Annotated in this window: 16 protein-coding genes; 6 read left to right on the top strand and 10 right to left on the bottom strand. The window is 62.0% G+C overall.

The window, feature by feature from the left end; all coding sequences use genetic code 11:
- Positions 1–19: 19 nt before the first annotated feature.
- Genes LDZ28_RS22905 through LDZ28_RS22920 form a run of 4 tightly spaced genes read right to left on the bottom strand, consistent with a single transcriptional unit; the run spans position 20 to position 5310 of the window.
- Positions 20–1708, bottom strand: coding sequence for an ABC transporter ATP-binding protein (locus LDZ28_RS22905; RefSeq protein ID WP_244830893.1), 1689 nt, complete (start codon positions 1706–1708; stop codon positions 20–22).
- 11 nt (positions 1709–1719) lie between these two features.
- Positions 1720–2670, bottom strand: coding sequence for an ABC transporter permease (locus tag LDZ28_RS22910; protein ID WP_244830894.1), 951 nt, complete (start codon positions 2668–2670; stop codon positions 1720–1722).
- Between the two features lie 44 nt (positions 2671–2714).
- On the bottom strand, positions 2715–3695 hold the full coding sequence (locus LDZ28_RS22915) for an ABC transporter permease (RefSeq protein WP_244830895.1): 981 nt from the start codon (positions 3693–3695) through the stop codon (positions 2715–2717).
- A 10-nt stretch (positions 3696–3705) separates the two neighbouring features.
- Complete coding sequence (locus tag LDZ28_RS22920; RefSeq protein ID WP_244830896.1) at positions 3706–5310, bottom strand: ABC transporter substrate-binding protein; 1605 nt, start codon at positions 5308–5310, stop codon at positions 3706–3708.
- A 472-nt stretch (positions 5311–5782) separates the two neighbouring features.
- On the opposite strand from LDZ28_RS22920, the gene LDZ28_RS22925 reads away from it, so the two are divergent.
- The 5 genes from LDZ28_RS22925 to LDZ28_RS22945 all read left to right on the top strand — a co-directional run bounded on the left by LDZ28_RS22925 (position 5783) and on the right by LDZ28_RS22945 (position 13101).
- On the top strand, positions 5783–8044 hold the full coding sequence (locus LDZ28_RS22925) for a multicopper oxidase family protein (protein ID WP_244830897.1): 2262 nt from the start codon (positions 5783–5785) through the stop codon (positions 8042–8044).
- 36 nt (positions 8045–8080) lie between these two features.
- Positions 8081–9283, top strand: coding sequence for a 2-methylaconitate cis-trans isomerase PrpF (prpF, locus tag LDZ28_RS22930; RefSeq protein ID WP_370652255.1), 1203 nt, complete (start codon positions 8081–8083; stop codon positions 9281–9283).
- Positions 9284–9345: 62 nt separating this feature from the next.
- Positions 9346–10536, top strand: coding sequence for an AAA family ATPase (locus tag LDZ28_RS22935; protein ID WP_244830899.1), 1191 nt, complete (start codon positions 9346–9348; stop codon positions 10534–10536).
- The gene (locus LDZ28_RS22940; RefSeq protein WP_244830900.1) at positions 10533–12206 is read left to right on the top strand and encodes a VWA domain-containing protein; all 1674 of its coding nucleotides are present in this window, start codon (positions 10533–10535) and stop codon (positions 12204–12206) included. The genes LDZ28_RS22935 and LDZ28_RS22940 overlap by 4 nt, the downstream gene beginning before the upstream one ends.
- A gap of 508 nt (positions 12207–12714) precedes the next feature.
- Positions 12715–13101, top strand: a complete 387-nt coding sequence (locus tag LDZ28_RS22945) for a hypothetical protein (RefSeq protein ID WP_244830901.1) — start codon at positions 12715–12717, stop codon at positions 13099–13101.
- A 25-nt stretch (positions 13102–13126) separates the two neighbouring features.
- Here LDZ28_RS22945 and LDZ28_RS22950 read toward each other — a convergent pair whose 3' ends face one another.
- Entirely contained in the window at positions 13127–14092 is a 966-nt protein-coding gene (locus LDZ28_RS22950; protein WP_244830902.1) for a GlxA family transcriptional regulator, read from the bottom strand.
- Between the two features lie 109 nt (positions 14093–14201).
- Between LDZ28_RS22950 and LDZ28_RS22955 the strand changes: the two genes are divergently transcribed.
- A complete protein-coding gene (locus LDZ28_RS22955) occupies positions 14202–14495 on the top strand; it encodes a hypothetical protein (RefSeq protein WP_244830903.1) in 294 nt (97 codons plus the stop codon).
- Positions 14496–14565: 70 nt separating this feature from the next.
- Here the strand turns inward: LDZ28_RS22955 and LDZ28_RS22960 are convergent, their stop codons facing one another.
- From LDZ28_RS22960 to LDZ28_RS22980, 5 genes are read right to left on the bottom strand one after another with little or no spacing between them, the layout of a single operon-like run.
- Positions 14566–15588 (bottom strand): ABC transporter substrate-binding protein, encoded by a 1023-nt coding sequence (locus tag LDZ28_RS22960; protein WP_244830904.1) that lies wholly within the window; start codon positions 15586–15588, stop codon positions 14566–14568.
- Between the two features lie 26 nt (positions 15589–15614).
- Positions 15615–16523: an SMP-30/gluconolactonase/LRE family protein gene (locus tag LDZ28_RS22965; RefSeq protein WP_244830905.1), complete on the bottom strand. Its 909-nt coding sequence runs from the start codon at positions 16521–16523 to the stop codon at positions 15615–15617.
- A 26-nt stretch (positions 16524–16549) separates the two neighbouring features.
- Positions 16550–17521, bottom strand: a complete 972-nt coding sequence (locus LDZ28_RS22970; protein WP_244830906.1) for an ABC transporter permease — start codon at positions 17519–17521, stop codon at positions 16550–16552.
- A complete protein-coding gene (locus tag LDZ28_RS22975; protein WP_244830907.1) occupies positions 17518–18480 on the bottom strand; it encodes an ABC transporter permease in 963 nt (320 codons plus the stop codon). Before LDZ28_RS22975 ends, LDZ28_RS22970 begins: the two co-directional genes overlap by 4 nt.
- The gene (locus LDZ28_RS22980) at positions 18477–19973 is read right to left on the bottom strand and encodes a sugar ABC transporter ATP-binding protein (protein ID WP_244830908.1); all 1497 of its coding nucleotides are present in this window, start codon (positions 19971–19973) and stop codon (positions 18477–18479) included. Before LDZ28_RS22980 ends, LDZ28_RS22975 begins: the two co-directional genes overlap by 4 nt.
- Positions 19974–20021: the final 48 nt, after the last annotated feature.

Here is a 20021-nt window from a genome sequence, read left to right on the forward strand (position 1 = left end):
TTGTTTGAATGGTTCTGTGTCATGCGGCTTCCGCATCGAATTGCTTCACCGGAATGGCTTCGAGCAGCGTGCGCGTATAAGCATGCCGCGGCGCTCGCCATATCTCGCGATGATGTCCACTCTCCACGATGCGTCCGCCCTGCATCACATGCACGCGGTCCGCGATATAGCGCACCACCGAAAGATCGTGCGAGATGAAGAGATACGCAAGCCCGAGATCGCGCTTGAGTTCGACCAGCAGATTGAGAATCTGCGCCTGTATGGATACGTCGAGCGCGGACACGGGTTCATCGCAGATGAGAAGCGCGGGTTCGAGAATCAGCGCACGCGCAATGCCTATGCGCTGACGCTGACCGCCCGAAAATTCATGCGGATAGCGCCCGAGCGCGGCAGTGGGCAAACCGACGCGGTCGAGAATGGCCGCAGCGCGTGCATGCCGTGTCTTGCCATCGCCGATGCCATTTACTTCGAGCACCGCTTCGAGTATTTCACCCACGCTACGGCGCGGATTGAGCGACGCATACGGGTCCTGGAACACCATCTGCACCTGACGGCGCAGCGGGCGCAAGGCACGTTCGGAAAGCGGCGCGAGGTCCGTGCCGCGCAGTTGGATCGCGCCGGCAGCGGACGGCACGAGCCGCATGATCGCTTTCGATAGCGTGGACTTTCCGCAACCCGATTCGCCAACGAGACCGACCGTCTCACCGCGTGCGATGTCGAACGACACGCCATCGACCGCACGCAGCAAGTCCTTGCCATGACGATGCGCGTAATGCACCGACAAATCCCGCACTGAAAGCAAGGGCACATCGTCCGCCTGTGCGGTCGGCACGATCCGATGCGGCGCAAGCGGCGTAACGTCGAAGACGGGCTTACCGTCTTCGGTGACGGTGTGCCTTATCTCCGGCAGCTTCCACTCGCGATAATGCAACTCGCCGGACAGATTCAACGACGCCCCGAGCAATCCCCGTGTATAGGCATGGCTGGGCGCGGTAAAAAGCTGCTCCACGCTTGCTTCCTCGACCTTCTCGCCCGCCAGCATCACCGCCACCCGGTCCGCATGGTTCGCGACGACGCCGAGGTCGTGCGTGATGAGCAACAACGACATCGAGAGTTCGCGCCGCAGCTCCGCGAGCAATTCGAGGATGCGCGCCTGAATGGTCACATCGAGCGCGGTGGTGGGTTCATCGGCGATGAGAAGACGCGGCCTGCACGCCACCGCCATGGCGATCATCACGCGCTGACGTTGCCCGCCCGAAAGCTCATGCGGATAGTCGGACACGCGCCGCTGCGGCTCGGGAATATGCACGAGGTCGAGCAATTCGATGGCACGTTTATGCGCGGCTTCCTTCGAGAGCGCCTCATGCTGCCGCAAGGTCTCGACGATCTGCGCGCCGATCGACAGCACCGGATTGAGCGATGTCATCGGCTCCTGGAAGATCATCGATATCTGTCGGCCGCGCATCGCACGCATTTCACGTGGGGCCAGCGCAAGCAGATCGCGTCCGTCGAAACGCACGCTGCCCGTCACGCGGCCGGGCTCCGGCACGAGACGCATGAGCGAAAGCGCGGTCGCGGACTTGCCGCAGCCCGATTCGCCGACGAGCGCCAGCGTCTCGCCTTCCGCGATATCGAGGTCGATGCCGCGCACCGCGTGTTGCGCGCCGAAGCTCACGCGCAGGTCGCGCACTTCAAGTAGATTGGCCACGTCGCGCCTCGTCATGGTCGTTCGCGCATGCGCGGGTTGAGTGCGTCGTTGAGACCGTCGCCGAGCAGGTTCAATGCGAGCACGGCGAGCACGATGGCCGCGCCCGGTATCGCCGTCAGATACCACGCGGTACGCAGCGAATCGCGTCCCGCGCCGATCATGCCGCCCCACGTGACGACGTTTGGGTCGCCCATGCCGAGAAACGAAAGCGACGATTCGATCAGGATGGCGCTCGCCACCATCACGGATGCAGTGACGATCACCGGCGGCAACGCGTTCGGCAGAATCTCGCCGAAGATGATGCGCGCGTTGCTGAAGCCCTGGCTGCGCGCCGCAAGCACGAAGTCCGACTGACGCAAGGCGCGGAACTCGGCACGCACGATTCGCGCGACCGTGGGCCACGAAGCAATGCCGATGGCAAGCGCAATGATCGTCACGCTGGGCCGTCCTATAGCGACTATCACGATCACGAGCAGGAACGACGGCACGGTCTGAAAGAGTTCGGTGATACGCACGAGCAGATCATCGACGAGGCCGCCGAAGAAGCCGCCGATAGCGCCCACGAGCGTGCCGATCAACAAGCCGATCGCAGCCGCCGATGCGCCGATCAGTAGCGACACGCGCGTGCCGTGGGCTACGCCCGCGGCGACATCTCGGCCAAGCGAATCGGTGCCGAGGCGATACATCGGATCGGCGCCAGGCCATTCGAATGGAAGCGCAACCATGTCGAGCGGATCGCCCGGAAAGAAGTGCGGCGCGCTCAACGCAAGCACGATGAACGCCGCGAGCAACACGAGTCCCGCAAGCGCCGAAGGGTTGCGCAATAACGCGTGCCATGCGCCACGCCGCGCGCGGGCCGTGGGTGCGCCTCCACCACGGCGGGTGCCGAACAACGCGCCCGCGAGCTGACGTCGCCAGGGCGAGGCATGGGATGAAACGAGTTCGGGGGAATCGGAAGCCATGCGTCCTCGAATGAATGTCAGGCGTGCCGGGCGTGCCGGGCGTATCAGGCTATACGCGGATCGAGCCATGCCTGCAACAGATCGACCACTACGTTTGCCACGATCACGAGCAGCGACGAAAGCAGCAGCACGCCGAGCAGAACGCTGAAGTCGCGCGCCATGACGGCATCGAGCGCGAGGCGGCCAAGCCCTGGCCAACTGAACACGGTCTCGGTCACGGCCGCGCCGCCGAGCAAGGTACCGAAGTGAATGCCGACCATCGTCGTGAGCGGCATCAGCGCATTGCGCAGCACATGCCGCACGGTGACGCGCAACGGATGCAATCCTTTTGCATGCGCCGTGCGCACGAAGTCCTGCCGCTGCACTTCGAGCATGGCGGCGCGCGTGAGACGCGCATAGATCGCGACGAAGAACGTGGCGAGCGTGACCGCGGGCAACAGCACGTGCTTGCCGATATCGGCCAGATAAGCGAAGCCATGCAGGTTCGCGCCAACCGTCACGTCGCCGCCGCTCGGCAGCCAGCCGAGATGCACCGAGAACAGCACGATGGCGAGAAGCCCGATCCAGAAGCCCGGCGTCGAATAGAGCAACAACGCAAGCACGGACAGCACACGGTCCGGCCACTTGCCGGCCCAATGCGCCATGACCGCGCCGAGTACGATGCCCGCCACGATTGCAATGCCAAGTGCCGCGCCCATCAGAATGAGTGTATTGGGCAACCGCGAAAGGATCAGCTGCATGACGGGCGCGTCGTAACGCGGCGAGAAACCAAGACTGCCGTGCGCGAGATGCGAGAGATAAGACCACAGCTGATGGAGCACCGTCTGATCGAGACCGAACTTCGCGCGCAATGCCTGCAAGCTCTCCGTCGTAGCCGAGCCGGACTCTCCCGCGATGACATCGGCGGCATCGCCCGGCATGAGCTTCAGCAGGAAGAAGTTGAGGATCACGATGGCAAGCATCGTCGGCACGGCTTGCCAGGCCGTGCGGCGAACGATGGCGGCGAGGCGCGTGCGTCGGCTCATGTGGATGCCTTCACGCGCTCAGCCAGACATCGGCGAGATTGCCTTCCAGACCTTGCGCCGACACCGTGTGGTTATGCACGCGCTTGTTGGCGACCGTGATCATGCGCGGCGCGATGAGGTTCAGAACAGGCAAGTCGCGATTCACGATCTGCTGAAACTGCTGATAAAGCGCGACCCGTTTGCCTTCATCCGTTTCCACGGATGCCGATTCGAGCAGCGTATCGACTTCCGCATTGCTGTAGTGCGGCGCATTGGAAAACGGCACGCCCGGACGAATATTCTTCGACCAATAAAGACGCTGCACGCCCACGCTCGGATCGAACAGCGTATTCACGCCTATGCTGGTGAAGTCGAACTGGCGGTCCGCATACACGCGCTTCAGGAACGAAGGCAAGTCCTGCGAGCGCACTGTCACGTCGATCCCCACGCGCGAGAGCGCCGACTTCACATAGTCCGCCTGACGCCGATGCATATCGCCATAAGGCAGGAAGTCATGCGTGAGACTGAAACGCGGCCCGCCGTTCTTGCGCGGATAACCCGCCGCATCGAGCAGCTTCTCGGCGCTCGCCGTATCGAACGCATAGGGCGTGATCTTGGCGTCGTGATAGGGCGATGCAGGCGTGATCGGTGTCGGCGAAATATCGGCGTAACCGTATGCAATCGTGCGCTGCACTATCTGCGGATTGATGGCGTGCGCAATGGCCTGACGCACGCGCAGATCCTTCAGGATCGGATGATCGAGATTGAAGTCGATCTCCGATTGCGGCTGAAGAAAACGATACCCGCGCGTTTCCGTGGCAAGCTGCGGCAGTTGCCCAAGACGCGGCAAGTCCGTGAGCGGCACCGGATTCTCGCCGCCAAGATCGAGCGCGCCGGTTTCGAACGCAGCGGAACGCGCCGCCGCATCGGGAATGACCTTGAACACGAGCGAATCGATATACGGCTTGCCCGCATCCCAGTAGTCCGGGTTGCGCTCATAGACGATATTCGCGCCGCGTGTCCACGACTTGAAGCGGAACGGTCCCGTGCCGACGGGTGCGTTGTTGTGCGGATTCGAGAGCGGGTCGCCCGTGGCGTAGAGATGCTTCGGGACCATCGGCGATTCGCCCGCCGACAACGCCTTCAACAGATACGGTGCGGGCTTCGACAATTCGATCACGGCGGTGCGCGCATCGGGAGTCGAGACCTTCACCACGTTGGCAAACGTGCTGCGCCCGCGAGGATGGATCGACTTGAGCAAATCGATGGAAAACGCGACATCGGCCGAGCTGAACGGCTGGCCGTCGTGCCATTTGACGTTCTCGCGCAGCGTGAACGTGTACTTGAGACCGTCCGGGCTTACGTTCCATGCGGTCGCCAATTGCGCTTTCGGTTTCAGATCGAAGTCGTAGGCGAGCAAGCCTTCCAGCACTTTCGAGCTGGCGACGAGCGCGGGTCCCGTCGTCTGAAAGATGGACACTAGCACGGGCGGCTCGGGATTGATCAGCATGTTGAGCGTGCCGCCGCGCTTCGGACTTCCGGCGTCGCCCTGAGCGAACGCCAGTGAGGACAGGCTTGCGGACGCGAGCGCCGCGCCCGATGAAATGAGAAATCCCCGTCGATCGATGCCTGCCATGTAATGCCGTTCCTTTGTTTCGTCTGTCGTCGATGATCTTGGCGGCGTTGCTGGGCTGCTGCCGCAGCGCACACGTTAAAACGCCGTCACGCGGACGCGAACGAATCGATTTGCATATGCAAAAGCACGAACGGGTGGAAAGCTTATGACGGGATTGGGACTGCAAGGACGACTTCGCCTAATCGTCAGACATGAATCCATGGCATTGATGCGATGAATTTCGTCGCATCTGAAGATTGTTTCGGGTTCCGATCTAATTCCATGCAAGCGATGACGCCGAGGCATCGCCCTTCGGTTTCCTTTCATATTCCCCTCTCACGGATTTCAACGCCAACCGGCTTTTACCGTCTCGCTCGGGTCATCGTGTGGTGAAGCGAACAGATCGAAAAAGATTAGGGATACGACATTCTTCCAATCACCTAATGTCCTCTTGCAGCGAGCCAACCGTGTTCGTCCATGCAAGGAGCGGATCATGAAATCCCTCGTTCGTCGTTTCAAAAGCGCTCTGCCGATCGTGCTTCTTGCTTGTGCATTCGCGCCCGCTATGAGCTTCGCGCAGAGCACGTCGAGCACGCTGACCACACGTTCGTTCGACGATCTCAGCGACGACTCCGACACCACGGCGGACAACACAGCGGTCGCAACGCCGGGCGGGCTTGCTTCGATACTCGCGCGGCTTCAGTGCTTGCAAGGGCTGAATCCATCGGGTAATTCGGCCTCGGTCACGCTGTCGGTGCAAAAGGGCAGCTACCGCATCTACAACCCCTCCACCAACGCCTTCGATACCGTGTCGATGCGTTCGTACAATGGCTGCCCATCCGGGCCGACCATCAGCATCAAGCCGGGCGCCACGCTCAGGCTGAAGCTCAACAACAGGTTGCAGGTGAACGATCCCGTGGACGACTGCCCGGACAATCCGGATCACTCTTCGCCGCATTGCTTCAATCACACGAACATCCATACGCACGGTCTGCATGTCTCGCCTTCCGGCAAGTCGGACAACGTGCTGCTGACGGTGCTGCCTCAGCAGTCGCAGCAATACGTCTACAACATTCCGTCGACGCATCCCTCCGGCACGTTCTGGTATCACGCGCATCTGCACGGCTCGACTGCCATCGATGTCGCGAGCGGCATGGCCGGCGTGCTGATCGTGCGCGGTTCACGTCAGGCGCGCCGTGGCGTCGTCGATGGCAGCGCCGATATCGACACCATCCTGCATCGCCGCTTCCTGCTGTTGCCCTTGCCGATGCGCGAACACGTCATGCTGTTTCAGCAGATCGAATACGGCTGCTTCAGCGACGCGCAATCCACCGTGCCATTGGCCGACCCGACCACCTTCGAATGGATCTGCCCTTCTGGAAAGATCGGCGAGATCCGCGGCTATACGAACCAGCTTTCCTTCGTTCAGGACCCGCGGCCCGGTCACACGGGGCAGTTCAATTCGACGTGGCAAATATCCGGCCGTTACACGCAGATCAACGGCGTGGTTCAACCAGTCTTTCCGAGCGCAACGACCTTCGTACCCGCAGGCGAAGTGCGCCGTCTTCGCATGGTGCATGGCGGCAATCGCGACACCATCAATGTGAAGATCGTGCGTGCAAATCTCTCGGCCGTTGGCGTGGCGGATTCGCAGTCCTTGAGCGCGGCGCAGGTCAACACGGCGACGAGCGCGGCAGCCTCGGCGCTCGCGAAGGACAACACCAAGACGTCGCAGACCCTGACGCTCGATCAACTCTGCAGCGGTGAAACCGTCAAGCAACTCGAGTTCGCCGAAGACGGCATCACCATGAACGCGATGGTCGAAAAGGACGTCAATTCGATGAACCCCGGCTACCGCAGCGACGTGCTCGTGGCCTTTCCATCGCCGGGCGTGTATTGCATACTCGACGAAGCCGCCTCGGCTTCCGCGACCATCAACTTCAGAACCAATTCATCGAAGGCGAAGGACCGGCGTCTGTTGTCGCTCGCGCGTGTCGGTCCCGGCGTCAACATTCCGAACACCACGGTCGGCAATCACTCGCGCTACTGGCAATACATTCGCAACCAACTGGTCGCGGCCAATCCCACGCTCGCGGAACCCGCGAAGACGGATCTCGCATCGCTTACGTTGCGAGCGTTCGCGCCCAGTGTGCCGGTGGATGGCAAGGTGGTCAACGTCGTTCCTGCCGTGTTCGACATCAAGCCGCCCGCATTCACCATCAACGGCAAGAGCTACGATCCGAGCGTCACTGCTTACACCGGCGTGCTCGGCAACATCGATCAATGGAACGTCTCCGCCACGGCCTTCGCCACACACGTGTTTCACATTCACACGAATCCGTTCAGGATCATCGACATCAAGAACGCAGCCGGCAACTCTATTTTCAATGGCTCGGGGGGTTGCACCGACGAAGAGCTTCAAACCGGCGACACGGAGTACTGCAACCTGCAAGGCGTGGAGCGCGATACGCTTTTCATCAAGGCCGGGTATCAGCTTTCCATGCGCACGATCTATCAGGACTTCACGGGCGAATTCGTCATGCATTGCCATATCCTCGATCACGAAGATCGCGGCATGATGGAGAACGTCAGTATCGTCTCGCCGATGACAGCCTATCTGCAACGCGTGACCGCGCCGTTCGCTACTGCATCGGCAAACGCGGGCAAGTGGCTCGCGCGTCTGCGCGGCGAGGATGAAACGCAAGTCGCGCTGGCAGCCTCGCTGTGTTCGGCGAAAGACTATGCCAGGCGTTGAGATGCTTTTGTAAGTTATCCGGGTCGGGACGTTTTGATGTTTAATGAAGACATCGAATGCGTGCACACCCGGAGAATCATCTTGGCTCAGTCGAAGTTTCAGGCCGTCTACATGCGCGGCGGCACCAGCAAAGGCGTATTTTTTCGCGACGACTGGCTACCCGCCGACGCTGCCGTGCGCGACGCCGTCCTGCTGCGCGTGATCGGCAGCCCCGACCCTTATGGCCAGCATATCGACGGCTTGGGCGGCGCGACCTCCAGCACGAGCAAGGTCGTGATCATCGGTCCTTCCTCGCGTGAAGATTGCGACGTGGACTATCGCTTCGGTCAGGTCGCCATCGACCGGCCGGTGGTCGACTGGTCCGGCAATTGCGGCAACCTGACTGCGGCGGTCGGTCCGTTCGCCATCGCGCAGGGTCTCGTCGATGCCCCGCGTAACGGCACGGCCACCGTGCGCATCTGGCAGGCGAATATCGGCGCGAAGATCATCGCGCATGTGCCGATGAAAGACGGCGAAGTGGTCGAAGAAGGCGACTTCGAACTCGACGGCGTGACCTTCCCCGCAGCCGAGATCAAGATCGAATTCCTCGATCCGGCCGGCGATGCAAACGAGACCATGTTTCCGACCGGCAACGCTATCGACGTGCTCGACGTGCCCGGCGTCGGCTCGGTCGAAATGACCATGATCAACGCGGGAAACCCGGCCATTTTCGTGGATGCGGCATCGCTCGACTTGAAAGGCAGCGAACTGCAGCGCGACGTGAACAGCGACAGCGCCTTGCTGCAACGAGCCGAAGCCATTCGCGCTCACGCCGCGGTGCGCATGGGTCTCGCCGCGTCAGCTGACGAAGCCACGCAATCGCGCCCGCATACCCCGAAGCTCGCCTTCGTCGCGAAGCCCGCGAGCTATGTCGCATCGAGCGGCAAGCATGTCGATGCGAGCGCGCTCGACATCAACGCGCGCATCTTTTCCATGGGCAAGCTGCATCACGCGATGACGGGCACGGGCGCCGTGGCTATCGCCGTCGCGGCGGCCATTCCGGGGACGGTCGTCAACCGGCTCGTCGCGAATGCGCACGCACCGGTGCGCTTCGGGCATCCTTCCGGCAGTCTCGAAGTGGGCGCGAAAGCCGAGCAACGCGACGGAAGCTGGACCGTGACGAAAGCCATCATGAGCCGCAGCGCGCGTCGTCTGATGGAAGGTTTCGTCTTCGTGCCGTCGTCCGTCACGACGAAGTAAGCTGGACGTGGCGTGACTTTTGGTGCACCCTCGCACAGGTCATCGCCCGTGCCTCGCCTTTCATGAACGCCTCTTTCGAATCTTCCACGCGCGACGCGTCTCACGTCGGCGTCTATGTTCATCCCGCCGATGCAAACGCCGGCCAATGGACCGTCAGTCACGCGGACCGGCCGCATCTGTATCGCATCCTGCATCGTCTGAATGCGGGCGAAGTCCGTGTCGATACAGTGGTCGATCTCGACAATCTCGAAGCCAAGCTGCAAAAGTGGCGGCGTGAAGGCTTCGTGAAGCATCGGGAAGATCAGGCGTCTTCGCCTAATCGTCATGCGTTCATGCAGGACTTGAAGCGCGCGGCCGTTGCAAGCGTGGGCGTCGTGAGCATGGTGGGCAGCACGGTCATCGACTCCGTGCCCATGCCGACGGGTGCGGGCGGACCCTTCGTTCCCGCACGGAACCCGGCCTATCTCTTCGCGGCACGCTCACGCGACATCCTCTTGGACATCGTCGAGAACCGGCGCCTATTGCTGATCGGGCATACGGGAACGGGCAAGACGAGCCTCATCGAACAAGTCGCCGCGCATACGAATCAGGGCGTGCTGCGCTCGAACATGAACGGCCAGACGACAGTCGGCGACTTCGTCGGCTTCTGGACCGTCAAGGGCGGCGAGACTATCTGGATCGACGGCGTGTTGCCCACCGCCATGCGCGAAGGTCTCTGGCTGATCGTCGACGAAGTGGACTTCGCCGAACCCGCTATACTCGCCGTCCTCACCGCCGTGCTGGAACCCGGCGGACGTCTCCTGCTCAAGGAGAAGGGCAACGAGATCGTGACGCCGCATCCCTCGTTTAGATTGTTTGCGACAGCCAATGCAGTCGGCGCGATGAGTCAATATCGGCACTTGTATCAGGGCGCCAACGTGATGAACGAGGCGTTCCTCGACCGCTGGCGCGTGTATCAATTCGACTACCTTTCTCCCGCCGATGAAGCCGAGGTGCTCATGCGTACCTTCGGCGAAGGCGTGAGCGCATCCATGGCGACGACGCTTGCCTCCATCGCGGCGGACTGTCGCGCTGCCTTCGCGCGCGAAGATCTGTCGAGCGCGTTCTCCACGCGCAGACTGCTCGACTGGACCGCGCTCATGCTGAGAAGCGGCGACCCGGAAGCCGCCGCGGGTCCGACGATCTACGCCAAGGTCAGCGCCGAGGACGCCGCGTTGATCCGCGATATCGTGCAGCATTACATCGCGAGATGAACGCATCGACGCCGATGGATGACGACAATCTCGCGAAGCTCGCGCGCACGCTGGCTCGTCGTGACGATCTGGAAATCGGCTTCTCACCGGACGGGCCTGTTGTGCGCGGCAAGCTGCTTTTGCTGCCGGATACGCTCGACCCGACGACGCAAAACGACATGGTTAAGGGCTATCTCGACTTGCTCGTCGCGCGGCATTGTCATTGCGATTCAGACGCACTCGACAAGACGGCAGCAGGTGCACGCGGTATCGCTCGCGCACTCGACGACAGACGCGCATGCGCCCTTCTGCTCGATGCTTACCCCGGTGCCGAAGCGTTATTGCGTTCGTACCGCGAGCATCGGCAGGAACTCGTGCTTGGCGGCTGGCAGAAGCTCGGTTGGCGCGAGCAACTTGCTTGGCGCGTCGAACGCGCGCTCTGGAACGAGCAAGCGACGGCCGTGGAGGACACGCCATCGTTGGGCACGGCGCTTCATGTGATGGAAGATATCCTGCGCGAAGGGCGCGCGAGCGTATCGACGGAACAAAGCGTGCGTCTTGCAATGCGCGCGCTCGTACGCATTGCAGCGCTATCGGCGGGCGACATCAACAACATGATGTTCATCGTGGACCACGAGTCGGCATCCGAGCCCGAATACGACGCAAGCAGCGAAGAGTCGACGCCCGCGCATTCCAGCGCGGCGCCACTCGACGATTCCTCGCCCGATTCTCAAGGCGATGCCATCGCGCCCGAACGCAATGCATCGCCGATCGAACGACCGACACGCTCCGTTCCCCTCACCACGGAATTCGATCGCGTGACCGATCTCACCGGCATGGGCGACCCCACCGCATGGCGCAAGCTGCGCACGCTGGCGCGCGCACAAACAGGGCCGTTGAAGGCACGTCTTGAACGCGCATTGAAGGCCGACGAACAAACGCACTGGCAGCGCGAACAGGAACGCGGCGAACTCGACCGGCCGTCGCTCATGCGTCTTGCAACATCGCCTGGCTATCGCACGCCGTTTCGTGCGGCACGCGCGCGTCCCGGCCGCGATGCCGCCGTCACGCTGCTGATCGATCGAAGCGGCTCCATGGCTGGGCGCAAGATCGAACTTGCACGGCTATGCGCGACCGCGCTGTGCGACGCGCTCGAACAACTCGGCTTCGCGTGCGAAGTGCTGGGCTATAGCTCGATAGAAGACGCGGACATGCGCGCTTATTACGAGCGCTGGCTCTCTAGTGGACACACGCCGCCCGAAGGCTTCAATCGCTTTGTCGAAAGACTCGATTTGCAAGTCTTTAAGCGCTTCGATTCGGCCAATCTCAGCGGGCTTGCGCGCATAGCATGCGGCCACGAAAATCCCGATGGCGAAGCGCTGACCTGGGCCGCCGAACGATTGCTCGCGAGACGTGCGCGCCGTCGCATACTGATGGTTTTGTCGGACGGTTATCCGGCGACGGGAGAAGGTCATCCCGCGCTTTTGCGTAGCGATCTGCGCGAGCGTGTGCGCGAAGTGCTCGCGCGTAAGGTGGAACTCATCGGTATCGGAATACTCGATGACGCGGTCGAAGAGTTCTATCCCGTATGCAGCGTCGTGGAAGAGCTTCAGCAGTTGCCCGCGGCGGCGTTCGAAGTGCTGGGGCAGACACTGCTCGGGCATCGGGAATGGATGCTGGAACACATCTAAACGCGCTTCCTCGCCATATAGCGGCCGGGCGTCGTGCCGAAGGTGCGGCGAAACACATCGATGAATGCGCTGATTGACCTGAACGATGTGGTGTTCTGGCGTTGCGACGGGTTCGGCGAAGTCGCCGTAGAACGGTTGCTGTCCTGCTGCATTGACGATTGCGGCTTTCATAGTGCCTCCATGACGAATGCATCCAGTCTAGCCATGCGAGCGCGGCCAATCTCCGGTATAAAAGCCAATCGAAACGGCAAACCGGCCATGACTACACCGCTCATTCGCCCCGACCTTGTCACTTCGCAAGACGGGCCTTTTCTCGCTGCCGCCGAACACACGCAAGCCGCGCCACGCGAAATGTCCCTGCACAGTCACGCGCGCGGACAGTTGATGGGCGGGTTGAGCGGCCTCATGTCGATAGGTCTCGAATCTAGGGCGCAACGCGGCGGTGCTCGACGCGCTGCGCGAAGCCGGCGCCGATGTCACGATCGCCCTTAATGAAAACGAGGATGCGATGTCGCGTGCTTTCGAAGCGCAGTTCGCGGAAGGCGTCGATATCGTGCTCGACTATCTCTGGGGTCCTGGTGCGCGTGCCTTGTTGATCGCCGCCGCGAAAGCGTTGGACGATGGCCGTGTCATGCGCTTCGTGCAGATCGGCTCGATTGGCGGCGCCGAGATCGGCTTGCCGGGCGCCGTGTTGCGCTCCACTGCAATCACGTTGATGGGCAGCGGGATCGGCAGCGTTGCACTGCCGCGCTTGCTCGAATGCGTGAAGGCGGTACTGAACGCGGCTGCATCGGGAGCATTACGTGTCGATGCAAAAGCGGTGCCGCTCTCGCAGTTGAGCGAGCACTGGGACGGCAACGACAGCAAACAGCGCACGGTGTTCGTCATGCGTTGAAGTTTAAAGTCCCGGCGCACCGCTCTCAGCGCAAGTCCGCGCGAAGGTCCCGCACACCGCGTCCCAGGCGTTGACGCAAGAGCGTGCGCAGCGTTGCGCCATCGACATAACCGACTTCGGCCGCGATAGCTTCGAGGTCGAGACCGCTGCCATGCAAAAGCGCCTGCGCGCGTTCCACCCGCAGATCCTGAAAGTACGCGAGCGGAGACTTGCCGAGCACGTCCTGACACCGGCGTTGCAGCGAACGCGTGCTCGTCGCAAGCGCGCTGGCGGCCTCCTGAAGCGAGAAGCCTGACTTGAGGTGCTCTCGCGACCATCGCTCGAAACGCAGAATGAGCGGATCGGCTTGCGCCAGATGATTGGGGATCATGTAAGGCGCTTGGGAGGAGCGAAGGTCCGCAAGCAGATAACGCGACACCAAATTCGAGAGTTCTGGGCTTGCCTTGCGGATCAGCCACAACGCCAGATCAAGATGTCCCAGTGCCGCGCCGGCCGTCACGCCCACATCGGTCGGCACGAGCATGCGCGATTCGTCGAGCAGCACATGCGGATAGCGCTGCCGGAAAAACGGACCGAGCCACCAGGTCGTCGTCGCTTCGCGATGATCGAGCAGCCCGGTTTCCGCCAGCAGGAACGTGCCGATGCACGACGCTGCGATAAGCGCGCCCTCGTCGTGCCATTGCAGCAGTTGCGCTCTGGCCTTTCTCACATCCGGCCGTTCGAGCGCGGGAACGAGCAACTCGGGTGTGCCGGTGCTCAATGCCGGCACGATCACCCAGTCGGGCTTCAGGTCGGCTGCAACCGGCCGAACCGGAATGCCGAATCCCTGCGCCGAGCGGACCTTCTTGCGCACACCGACCAGCGAAACATCGAACCGAGGCGCACCGCCCGTGGCCTGAGCGGAGAACTTGTTGGCGAGCGTGAACGCATCGAGCAGGACCGTGAGCCCGGTATCGAACAGGCCTTCCAAAGCGACGATTGAAATTCGCATGGCGTAAATGCCCTCAAAGTTGGCATTTGCGACGATACCGGTTTTTGCGCCCTAAGACTACAGTGAGCTCCGTTGTACATCGCAACGCAGTCAAGGAAGGAGTTCACCCATGAAGGTATTCGCAGTTGGATCGATCACCAATCCGCCCACACCGGAGCAGCAGCAAAGGATCATGCCGAAGGAGGTTCCGCATACCCTGCAACTTTATCTCGATGGCAAGATCGAGCAATTCTGGTTCCGTCAGGACCGTCCGGGCGTGATGTTTCTGATGGACGTCGAATCGGTCGACGCGGCCCGAGCGGAAGTCGGCGCGCTGCCGCTGACCGAAGGCGGTTTCATGACTTTCGACCTGATTCAGGTGGGTCCGCTCGCGCCGCTTGGGCGGTTGATTCAGAAGGGCTGATCAGGCGCGTCATGAAAGTCGAAGGGCGGCCATTCATCGGCCGCCCTTCGACACGCTACTTCGCAAACGTCTACTTCTTTCCGTCGATCACCGCGACGACCTCATCCCGCGTGTATTCCTTGTTAGCCAGTGCGCCCGTTGGCGTCTTGGCCAACACCGCGTCCAGTTCTTCAGGCTTCACTTCGAGCACCGGCATGCGGATATCGTGCGGAATCTTCTTCCCGGCCAGCACCTGCTGCGTGACCCAGAACGCAAACGACGAAGCCCCCGGCGGAATGGTCACCGACATGGTCTCGTAGCCGGTCTTCTTCTGCTCCGCCCACCACGCCAGTTCTTCCTGCCGGTTGCCGAGGATGATGATAGGCGTCGGCCGGCCCGCCGCCTTGATGGCCTGCGCCGTACCGAAGCCATCGCCGCCTTGCGTGACCACGCCATCGATCTGCGGCAGGGTCGGCAAGATACCCGCAACCTGCTTCTGCGCCACGGTTTGCGTCCAGTCGCCATGCACCGAACCGACGATCTTCAGGCCCGGATACTTCTTGAGCTGATCGACGATACCCTGATGAATCTCGTCATCCACGGAAACGCCCGCGAGCCCGCGAATTTCCAGCAAGTTGCCCTTGCCGTTCAGACGCTTCGCCAGATAATCCACCTGCATGCGCCCCATGCCCTGAAAATCCACGGCGATGCGATACGCGCACGGTTCGGTCGCGATGCCGTCGAACGACACGACCGTCACGCCCGCGCCGCACGCCTGCTTGATGACGCCATTGAGCGCGGAGGGCGAGACGGCATCGACGGCAATGGCCTTGAAGCCCTGCAAAATGAGATTCTGAATCTGCTGGACCTGTTCGGTCGCCTGACTCTCGGCGGTCGTAAAGGTGGGTGCGGCCGCGACGACCTTTTGCTTTACAGCCGGGTCCGCCACGTTCGCCCAGCTCTTCAACATCTGCTGACGCCAGCTATTGCCCGCGTAGTTGTTCGAAAGCGCGATCTTGAGCGACGAAGTATCGCCCGTCGCGACTTGCGCCGATGCGCTTGCCGACAACGCCACGAAGCAGGCGCCGGCAAGAAACGACAATACTGTTTTCACGTTGCTGTCTCCTTGTAGATGTGTCTTTATCGTCCGACGCCGCGCACGCTCACGGCCACGGAATAGAGTGAAGAAGTCGCCGCGATGAACAAGCGATCGCGATTCAACCCGCCGAAGGTCAGGTTCGCCACCACTTCGGGAATGAGTATCTTGCCGAGCAACGTGCCGTCCGGCGCATAACAGTGCACGCCGTCTTCCGCGCTCGTCCAGACATTGCCATGTTCGTCCAGACGCAAGCCATCCGGCACGCCGCTTGGCATGTCCACGAACACGCGGCTATTGCGCAGCGCTCCGTCCTTCGCGACATCGAACACGCGGATATGACGCGGCGCGGTGTCGTCGTGCGATGCCGCCGAATCGGCGATATACAGCAATGACTCGTCCGGCGAGAACGCAAGACCGTTCGGCTTGACGAAGTCATCGCAAACCAGCCGCACGTGCGTGTCGTCGGGGGAGACGCAATATACGTTGCATCGGCCGATCTCGCTTGGCGCACGATGCCCTTCGTAATCGCTCATGATCCCGTAATCGGGGTCCGTGAACCAGATCGCGCCGTGTGAATCGACCACCACGTCGTTCGGTGAATTGAGCCGCTTGCCTTCGTATTCCGATGCAATCACGACGATGCTGCCATCGTGCTCCGTGCGCGTCACGCGGCGCGCGCCATGCTCGCAACTCACGAGCCGCCCTTCGCGGTCGCGCGTATTGCCGTTGCTGTAATTCGACGGCGCGCGAAACACGCCCACGCCCATGCCTGGCGCCCAGCGCAACATGCGGTTGTTGGGAATGTCGCTCCAGATGAGCATGTCCGCCGCCGGAAAATACACCGGACCCTCGGCCCACAGACAATCGCCCGTGATCTTCTGCAGTGGCGCATTGCCCTGCATCAGCCACTTGAAACGCGCGTCGTGAATCTCGAACTCTCCTGACTTCATGTGTCTCCTCCTTTTTTGAATCCGTTTCAGCGCACCACCTTGCCGCCCGCAGCCACCGTCACCGCAATGATGAGCACGCCATACACGATGGAGCGCACGCCCGCATCCGCACCTACCGCGTTGAGCACGGCATTCGTGAGAAAGAGGAACATGGACGCGCCCCACACGCCCGTGATGGTCGGCTTGCCGCCTGTCACGAGCGTGCCGCCGATCACGACCACCGCAATCGATATGAGCATGTATTCCACGCCCATGTCGAGCGATGCGCCGCCCGATACCGAAGCGAGCAGCAAGGCCGTGAGCGCGGCGATCATCGAAGAAAGCACGTACGCGATGCAGCGCGTGCGGTGCACGTTCACGCCCGCAAGCCATGCCGCGCGCGAGTTCTGACCGATAGCGGAAAGCTGGCGCCCATACACCGCGCGATGCAAGAGCACGCCCAGCACGAGGGATAGAACCAGCGCCACGAGCGCGATATACGGCACGTTGAGGAAGCGTCCCGTCGCAAAGGCTCCGAGCGCGGGAGGTGGCGGTGGCAGTTGCCGTCCTTGCGTGATGGCGACCGACTGAATGATGAAGCTCGACGACAGCGTGGCGATGATCGGCGGAATGCGCAGCAAGCGAATCAATGCGTAATTCACGAGGCCGATCACGATCCCCACGCCCAGCACCGCCGCGATGCCGAGTGCAATGCCGCCGTTCGTGCCGCCCATCACGTGCATGCCGACGACGCCCGCAAGCGCTATCGTCGATGGCACCGACAAGTCGATATTGCCCACGCCCGACGTGATGACGAGCATCTGCCCGAGCCCGACGAGCACCATGAAGACGCCGTAAGTGAGCGCGGTCTGCGCGACATTGCTCGCAATGCCGAAGCCGAAGATCACGACGATGGCGAACCACACCAGCACCGCGCCGACGAACGACCAGGCCCAGGGCGCCTGAATGCTCTTGAGGCGCGTCCAGGTGCTTCCATTCTTGTCCGCGAATGTGTTCATCGGCGCTCTCCACGTTGCAGCAGCACGCGCAACGAAAGCACGACGATGAGAATCGCGCCTTGCATGCCGACCTGCCAGTCCGACGAAATGTTGAGGAACGCGAGGAACGATGCCGCGAGCGTCAGCGTGATCGCACCCAGCACCGCGCCGATCACCGACACGCGTCCACCGACGAATTCGCCGCCGCCGAGGATCACGGCCGCGATGGAAAGCAGCGTGTAACGCAGTGCAAGGTTGGCATCGGCGGAAGTGGTGAGACCGAGCAGCGACAGACCCGACAGGACGCCGAACACGCCCGCTATGCCATACAGTGTCGCCTTGCTGCGCACGAGCGACCAGCCGAAGCGGCGCATTGCGCGCGGATTGCCGCCCGCACCGCGAATGCGCACGCCCGCCGACGAGCGCATGAGCAGCAAGTGACCGATGATCGCGATCAGCACCGACCACACGATAGGCGCGGCGATGAAGGGCGTCTGATAATTCATTGCGTTGCCGAGCCACGTAGGACTCGTCCCGCCAGGCGACGGCAAGAGCACGATTGCAAGGCCGCTCCACACGAACGAAAGCCCGAGCGTGACGACGATAGACGGTATCTGCCGCAACTCGATGAGCGCGCCGACAGCCGCGTATGCAAGCACGCAACCGACGAGCGTCAACGCGCCGAGCCACGGCGTCTTCACGAGCAGCGTCGCGCCGATGCACGCGACGAGACTCACGAATGGCCCGATGGAAAGGTCGAGGTCGTTCACGGTGATGATCGCAAGCTGCGCAAGCGTGGCGAGCACGATCGGCACGGCGAGATTCAGCAGCAGGCTGGAACCGAAGTAACTCATCACCGTGGGCTGCATGACGAGAATCGGCACCAACACGGCGACGAGCGAGATGGCGGGAAGCAAGGCGCGCAAACGTGCTTGCGGATTCGATGCGTTGGCGCGGGTGTTACTACTGGCGGGCGTCATGCTGCTTGCTCCTCGAAACTCGCCGCGAGCAGCGCTTCTTCCGTGCATTCGTCCGCATGCAGCACACGCGTGACGTGACTCGAACGGAACACGTAAGTGCGGTCGCAGTGCGACAGTTCCTCGTTTTCGGTCGTGTACCAGATGAACGTGCGGCCTTTCGCGGCTTCCGCATGCACGAGCTGATAGATGTCGCGTTTCGTGCCGACATCGACGCCGCGTGTGGGATCGTCCATCAGGATGAGTTCCGCATTCGATGCAAGCGCGCGGGCAAACAGCACCTTCTGCTGATTGCCGCCCGAGAGCGACAAAATGCCCGCGTTCATCGACGCACCGCGTATGCCGATCTTCACGCGCCATGCTTCGACCACTTCACGGGCCGCCGCGAGATCGACCAGACCGCGCGCGCGTTTCATGCCGCCCGCAAGCCAGCGCAAGTCCAAATTCTGCGCAATCGACCACACCGGGAACACGCCGTCGCGAGCGCGATCGCCCGCCACGAAAGCGACTTTCGCATTATTCGTCGCGGCTTCGTAGATGGCGAGCAACGCTTCGGTCTGCCCTTGTCCCGCAAGTCCCGCAAAGCCGACGACTTCGCCACGCGCGGCATCGACGGATGTCTCGCGTTTGGCACCCAGCGTCCAGCGAAAATGCCGCTCGTCATTGCGCGCGTTCTGCTCGCGCACCGCGCCCGGCGTCTTGTCGGCTTCAAGGTGCTGCCCCATCGCCTGGATGATCGATTCGCGCTTCGCATCGTCACGGCCCAGCACGCTGACGATACCGCCATCGCGCATGACCATCACGCGGTCCGCCACGCGCTCTATTTCACCCAACATATGCGTAATGAGCAGACACGTAATGCCGCTTTGCGCCGCCTTGCGGACGAACGCAAGCAACTGGTCGGCGGTGTGAGCATCGAGCGAAGACGTCGGTTCGTCGAGAATCACGAGACGCACGGGCGCATCCGTCACCGTGAAGCCGCGCGCGATTTCCACCATCTGTTGCTGCGTGAGGGTGAGATCGGAAACGAGCTCATTGCCCTTCAATCCGTTGCCGGGAAAAATCTCTTCGAGCTTCTCGCGCATCAACGCCGTGGCGCGACGCCGCCAGCCGCGTCCATGCAATTGCGGGTGCACGACGCACATGTTCTCGGCGACGGTCAGGTTCGCGCATAGCGACAGTTCCTGGAACACGCAGCGCACGCCTGCATCGCGTGCGGAGTTGGCGTCGTAGCCTTCGGCATGCTTGCCGTCCACTTCGATGGTGCCCTGCGTCGGTTCGTACACGCCCGCGAGCACGGCCATCAGTGTGGACTTGCCTGCGCCGTTATGCCCGGCAATACCCACGCACTCGCCTTGCAGGAAGGTGAAATCGACATCGGCCAGCGCGCGCACGCGGCCGAACGTCTTGCCGATGCCTTCGAAGCGAATCAGCGCGGCGCGCTTACCGGCATGACCGGTGCCGCCGCTGTTACCGGTATCAAAAGTTGCACTCATTCACGTGCTCCATGTGTGGAGAAAGCGGCGCGGCCCTTTGAGGCATGC

The sequence above is a fragment of the Caballeronia sp. TF1N1 genome, from assembly GCF_022878925.1.
In the GTDB taxonomy this organism is placed as follows: Bacteria; Pseudomonadota; Gammaproteobacteria; order Burkholderiales; family Burkholderiaceae; genus Caballeronia.